General features: G+C 34.9%; 8 protein-coding genes. 1 reads left to right on the top strand and 7 read right to left on the bottom strand.

The features are described 5' to 3' along the window. Positions 1–262: 262 nt before the first annotated feature. The 4 genes from VFS71_RS14840 to VFS71_RS14825 form a co-directional block, all read right to left on the bottom strand. Positions 263–628, bottom strand: coding sequence for a DUF2200 domain-containing protein (locus VFS71_RS14840; RefSeq protein ID WP_326402190.1), 366 nt, complete (start codon positions 626–628; stop codon positions 263–265). A 28-nt stretch (positions 629–656) separates the two neighbouring features. After that, a complete protein-coding gene (locus VFS71_RS14835) occupies positions 657–1,049 on the bottom strand; it encodes a DUF1801 domain-containing protein (RefSeq protein ID WP_326402188.1) in 393 nt (130 codons plus the stop codon). A 101-nt stretch (positions 1,050–1,150) separates the two neighbouring features. Beyond that, positions 1,151–1,540, bottom strand: coding sequence for a VOC family protein (locus tag VFS71_RS14830; protein ID WP_326402187.1), 390 nt, complete (start codon positions 1,538–1,540; stop codon positions 1,151–1,153). A 119-nt stretch (positions 1,541–1,659) separates the two neighbouring features. Further along, complete coding sequence (locus VFS71_RS14825) at positions 1,660–2,319, bottom strand: hypothetical protein (RefSeq protein WP_326402186.1); 660 nt, start codon at positions 2,317–2,319, stop codon at positions 1,660–1,662. Between the two features lie 448 nt (positions 2,320–2,767). Here VFS71_RS14825 and VFS71_RS14820 point away from each other — a divergent pair, with 448 nt between their 5' ends. Further along, positions 2,768–3,787 carry an LLM class flavin-dependent oxidoreductase gene (locus VFS71_RS14820; RefSeq protein WP_326402192.1) on the top strand — a complete coding sequence of 340 codons (1,020 nt, stop codon included), beginning with the start codon at positions 2,768–2,770 and terminating at the stop codon, positions 3,785–3,787. A 69-nt stretch (positions 3,788–3,856) separates the two neighbouring features. Here the strand turns inward: VFS71_RS14820 and VFS71_RS14815 are convergent, their stop codons facing one another. The 3 genes from VFS71_RS14815 to VFS71_RS14805 all read right to left on the bottom strand — a co-directional run bounded on the left by VFS71_RS14815 (position 3,857) and on the right by VFS71_RS14805 (position 5,612). Next, a complete protein-coding gene (locus VFS71_RS14815; protein WP_326402184.1) occupies positions 3,857–4,705 on the bottom strand; it encodes a L,D-transpeptidase in 849 nt (282 codons plus the stop codon). 175 nt (positions 4,706–4,880) lie between these two features. Next, positions 4,881–5,084 carry a helix-turn-helix transcriptional regulator gene (locus VFS71_RS14810; RefSeq protein WP_326402183.1) on the bottom strand — a complete coding sequence of 68 codons (204 nt, stop codon included), beginning with the start codon at positions 5,082–5,084 and terminating at the stop codon, positions 4,881–4,883. A gap of 3 nt (positions 5,085–5,087) precedes the next feature. After that, entirely contained in the window at positions 5,088–5,612 is a 525-nt protein-coding gene (locus tag VFS71_RS14805) for a DUF2975 domain-containing protein (RefSeq protein WP_326402182.1), read from the bottom strand. Between the last annotated feature and the right edge of the window lie 152 nt (positions 5,613–5,764).

Below are 5,764 nucleotides of genomic sequence, written 5' to 3'. Positions count from 1 at the left end.
CACAAAGGAGTTGCCTTTAAAAGAAAGGATGAAATTGCCGAATTGACTTTGAATGACAAGTCGAGTATTCGGGAAGTATAAGAGGTTTTGATAGGCGTTTCTGTGACCGAAGGGGAGTGGCCGATAGATTGTGTAAAAACAGAAAAGCAACCCGTCATGGAGTTGCTTTTCTGTTTTTTAGATTGTAAATGCTTTGTTTTTTATATTAGCAGACTTCAAATTTTGTGACCTATTTCAAGAATTATATTGTTTGCTAGTTGCCCTAAGTAGCTCGCAAAATCTTTTCCATCTTGCGTCCTTTTGCTAATTCATCTACCAATTTGTCTAAATATCTGACCTGTTGCGTTAACTGATTTTCGATTTCTTCCACTCGATAGCCGCAAATTACACCAGTAATCAGGTGTGCATTAGGATTTATGGAAGCATTCTGAAAGAAGGTCTCAAAAGTGATTTTTTCTGCAATGAGTTCCTGTAGTTTCTTTTCGTCATATCCAGTTAGCCATTCGATTACCTGATGCAATTCTTCTTTTGTTCTGTCTTTTTTCTCAACCTTTGCGAGATAATGTGGATATACCGAAGCGAATGTCATTTTCGCGATACGTTCATCATGATTGCTTGTGTTGTTCATCCTTACGTTTTAACTTTAAACTTTTAGTTTATTTGAGTCTTTCTAATTGTCCCTTTCTTTTTACAATATTTTTATAGTCCCATTGAATGTCTCTTGATTTTTTTAGCCAACGGTTTAAATCATTCATATCAATTTCGGAAACACTATTGTAAAATAGAGAAACATCCTTAAATTTTTCACCTTTTACGCTAAAACCTTCTTCTTCAAAGTCAGCTCCGCTCCAAAACATGAGTCGGATTCCCGGTTTTTGTTTGCTGTAGCCAACAATTGGGTTACCATCTAAAAACCAAACAGGGTGGGCGTGCCAAATTTTGCTTTCGGCTTCAGTCAGTTCGTTGTCAATGCCTGTAGCAAGCTGGTCGCAAATTTCTTTGTCGCCCGAGGTTTGTTTTTCGTTGTATGCTTTAATTTCTTGATTCATTTCTGTATTTATAATGTTGTACTGTTTTGTAATCGTTTAATATATCTTAAAACATTTTGTTAGCGGTTGGCTTTTATTTCAATTTGTTTTTAATACGTATTTTACATTCCTGGCCAATACAAAATATTGAATTTATGACCATCTGGATCGGCAAAGCCAAAAGTATAGCCTTTTTCATAATCTTGTGGTTCTGCGAAGATTGTCCCTCTTGCTGATTTAACTTTTTCAACCCAATTATTTACTTCTTCTTTGCTGCTGGCAGAAAGGGAAAATATTATTTCGTTCTCTTTAGGAATACCAATATTGCCGTTTACATCTTTTTTTAATCTTTGCTCAATAAAGAAATTGATAACAAATTTATTTTGTCCAAATAAAAAACTGGTTCCTTCATCCATTTTTCCATTTTGCTCAAAACCTAAAGCTGTATAAAATTTGGTTGTTCTTTCCAAGTCATTTGAGGCTAAGTTTGCCCATATAAATTTTGGTTCCATAACTTTTATTGTTTTAAAAAAATGCAGTTAAAGTTATGAAACTCTATTTCAATAATCAAAAGTTGTGTTTTTTCTGTAGTATGTTTTTTCATGAGGGGTGACGCTCGAGTTCGCGGGGATTAAATGAAATAATTGAAATTCCAGTTTAATTCTTTTTTATTTAGCGTTTCGAATTTTAGTATTTTATCGATGATGGGTTTTTTATGTTCTGCTCCGATAAGAAGTACTGCATTAGTATATTTATTTCTATCACAATAGTTATAAATATTCTTTACCATTTCGTTTTCGCGCAGTTCAATAATATCCCACCATCGTTTGTACGTTAAGATCCACTTCTTGTGATTTATATTTTTTAATATAATTTTCTCCAAAGAAATTCTCCGCTCTGATAATTCGCTGTATTGGTTGCTATTTAGATATGGAAAACCAACTAGTTGTGATAAAATGTTGTGTTGAGCTAACAATATGTTGTATTGGTAACTTTGTCTAAATATTTCAAACATTTCGAGAATATCATTCTTAAAATCTTTGTCGATTAGTTCATTTTTTTCTAAATCTACAGGGAGATGAGAAATAGGATATTTTTGTATGTAGGACTTGATTGTATTTGTTTCTAATGTACCTGAATTCAATCCTCCATAAATTGCAGTAAATCCGTTAGGAGAAAGTTCCTCGAAAATTGCATCAGCAGCAATTGATTCAATAAGTTTATACAATTCTTTCGAGTTGCAACTACCATGTTCTTTATGAACTGTTGCTATTAAAGTAATTTTGCACATAAGTAAATCAGTTTTGGTTACTATTGTCAAAAAAAATTATGCCGATTTGTGAGTTTTCAATTGGCATGCAACTTATTTATTTGCGATGCAATATGGAACATCCTCATTTATTTTTGGGTGATTTTGTATTATTATATTGTTTTGCTAGCATAAATGTATGTGGTTTTTTAAAAATATAATTATTTAACAGACACAAATACAGTTATTTACGATTAAGTGCTAAATAGGTCGCCTAGCCCCGATGGAAGGGAAAATCCTTTTTAATCTCGTTTTTGGGACGAGATTAAAAAGATTGGAATGACAGCGGGACAACTGTTGATGAAATGACAAATACTTCTGCTCCTAAATAATTGTAAATAAACTCGTTTTAAATATTATAATTGAATTAACGTTTCGCCATAAATACCCTAAGTGGTAATGATTAAATTTGTGCAAACTTATGATGAATATGAAAACCCCAATTCCGATTTCCTTATTAGAATTAGCGATAATTACGCAAAACAGCGATGCCAGTGAAACGATGCAAAAAACGAAAGAACTGGCGCAACTAGCCGATGGCTTGGGTTATAAACGGTTTTGGTTGGCCGAGCATCATAATATGGCGCACGTTGCGAGTACGGCAACGGTTGTTTTGATTGGGTTTGTTGCGAGCCAGACCAAGAATATTCGAGTTGGGTCGGGCGGGATTATGCTACCCAATCATTCGCCATTGATTATTGCCGAGCAGTTTGGGACATTAGGGATTTTGTATCCTGACCGAATTGACCTTGGCTTGGGAAGAGCTCCCGGAACCGATTCTCTGACGGCACAAGCCATTAGACCTGACTTTTTTGAGGAATCGCAGCGGTTTCCTAAAAATGTAAAAGCGTTGCAGGACTATTTTTCGGAAGCGAATACTACGGCAAAAGTTAGAGCTTTTCCCGCTGAAGGAACCAATGTTCCTATTTGGATTTTGGGGTCGAGTATGGATAGCGCTTCGTTGGCTGCGGCTTATGGATTGCCATATGCTTTTGCGGGACATTTTGCGCCAAGGCAAATGATTCAGGCTTTTGAGTTTTATCGTGATAATTTTAAGCCTTCCGTATATTTGGATAAGCCAAAAACAATGGCTTGTGTGAATGTAATTGCGGCCGATACAGATAATGAAGCCGAAGTTTTATCAACCAGTTTGTATCAAATGTTTCAGAATTTAGTTCAAAATACCAGAAAACCGTTGCAGCCCCCTGTGGATTCCTTGACCAATCTGATGAATGATTTGAGTGAAGAAGTTCGTTTTCATGTTAACCAAATGACGGCCGGTTCATTTATAGGCAACAAGCAGACATTAACGAAAGAATTAAAAGAATTCATTAACTATTCTCGTGTGGATGAATTGATGATTACCAGTCCGATTTTTAGTCGTCACGATAAACTAAAGAGTTTGAAAATTGCGAAAGAGGTTATTGATGGCATAAATGAGTTTGTTTGAATATAGTTTTTTTTGAATTGCTGCTAACTCTGAGAAACTGCGACTGAAATCTGCAGACCGCAATCTTTTTTATTCCTTGCTTGACAGTTTTTCTCTTTTTTTCTGTTCGGATAAAATGCCGTTTAAGTACGGTTTCGTTGTGTTTTCTATTTCGGCTGCTGAAATGTTCAATGCTTTTGGATTTTGAACCAATTGCAGCCAGGGTTTTGGTGCATCAAAATCATATCCGCCAAAAACAATCACGGGAGTTCCTTTTACGAGTACGTTTTCATCATCCTTTAATATCCATTGGTCTGCCCAAGTGTAAAGGTATTTGGCATCTTTTTCCTGAAGTCGCAAACAGGAATGTGAAGCTGGATAGCCTGGCAATTCATACTGATGCCAGCCAACGCCTAATTTATTGGCAATATTAAAGTTCCAACGCAAATCCCACTCATCATTGAAAGTGCTTGTTGTTTTTTCGGCTTTCCAGTTGGTGTAAAAAAGTCCAATAGGTGTGGGATCTTTTTTTCGCCCCATATTTGTGGGACCGGCGTAAATTAATTCTCCATTTTCATAAGCGGCAAAGGTTTGCGTAGGATATGAAAAGAAGATAATTTTATTGATGTCTTTCAAGTAGGGAACGACTATTGGAAAGGGAAGATAAAACTCTATATCACCAGTCAAATCCTCGGGGATAATGATAGAATCCATTTTGACTAAATTAGATTTGTCTGTTCGGTTAACAGCAAGGACGATTCGAAGTTCTCGACTATCTGTGGTCTTTGTAAGCCATTGTTTGGTGTTTTCGAAATGAAACGAAATGCTTTTAGGCTGTTTCCTAACAATTGTTTTTTTGGAGACCATAATCTCCTGATTCTGTTGTTTACACGAACAGAAAATCATAAAGAGCATTACTATGAGGAGAGTCTTTTGCATAACTAATTTCTTTGATGTAAAATTGACAATTTTCGCTAAAGAGATTGTTATATGATAACGGGAATTTGTTGTGTTATTATTGTATTTGGTCAGCAAAAAAGCCAACTGAGATGTTGGCTTTTTGTATGAGATTATTTTATTTGAGTACAGAGAAAAAGATAAAGGGACAAAAGAGTTACTCCACATATTCCAACAAGTCTCCAGGTTTGCAGTCCAGAGCTTTGCAGATTGCTTCAAGTGTGCTAAAGCGTATGGCTTTGGCTTTTCCGGTCTTTAGAATAGAAAGATTGGACAAGGTCAAATCTACCTTTTCAGAAAGTTCATTTAATGACATTTTCCTTTTTGCCATCATCACGTCAAGATTTACTACTATAGCCATAATTTAGATAGTTAATTCGTTCTCGGATTGTAATTCTATTCCTTTTTTGAAAATCTGTGCTATAATGAATATCACTCCAGCCAGAAAGATGAACTCTCCCGAAATCCAATTTTCGGATATGGGCAAACCGCTTTGGCGTAACCATTCGTGATTAGCATTGGCAAGCATAGAGACAGCCCAAATGGTAAATATTATGTGGCTGACTTTTTCTATTAATAGGGCAACACTCATAGTGAAAGGATGTTCAAGATTGATTTTTGACAAAATTTGTATTACCAAATAAGCACTATAAGCTTTGAGTCCCAATATAGTAATCGTTAAGAGTACTGTTATGGAATACTTCCAAAAATTAGCTTGTCTAAGCGAAAATAAATCTAATCCCAGATACAGATTTTTGGCTCCTTCAGGATTGATAATGCTAATGAAATAGGAAACAATGATGGCTCCAGTATGGATAAGTAAACCAATGAATACAATCCAAGTTAAGACATTCATCGTTGTCAAGATGCTTTCTGTTTTTGTTTTCATAATTCTTAGTATTTAATAAATAATAATCAAATATAAATAAATATTTATTGATAAACAATAAATATTTATTTTTATATTTATTTTAACTTTGTAGATAGAAATGCTGAACGGATATTCATAATTATTGGAGAAGTGGAGTTAAGAATTTTTGT

Source organism: Flavobacterium sp. (genome assembly GCF_035760125.1).
In the GTDB taxonomy this organism is placed as follows: Bacteria; Bacteroidota; Bacteroidia; order Flavobacteriales; family Flavobacteriaceae; genus Flavobacterium.
Note: the sequence above shows the minus strand (reverse complement) of the source record. Positions and strands in the feature narration are given on the sequence as shown.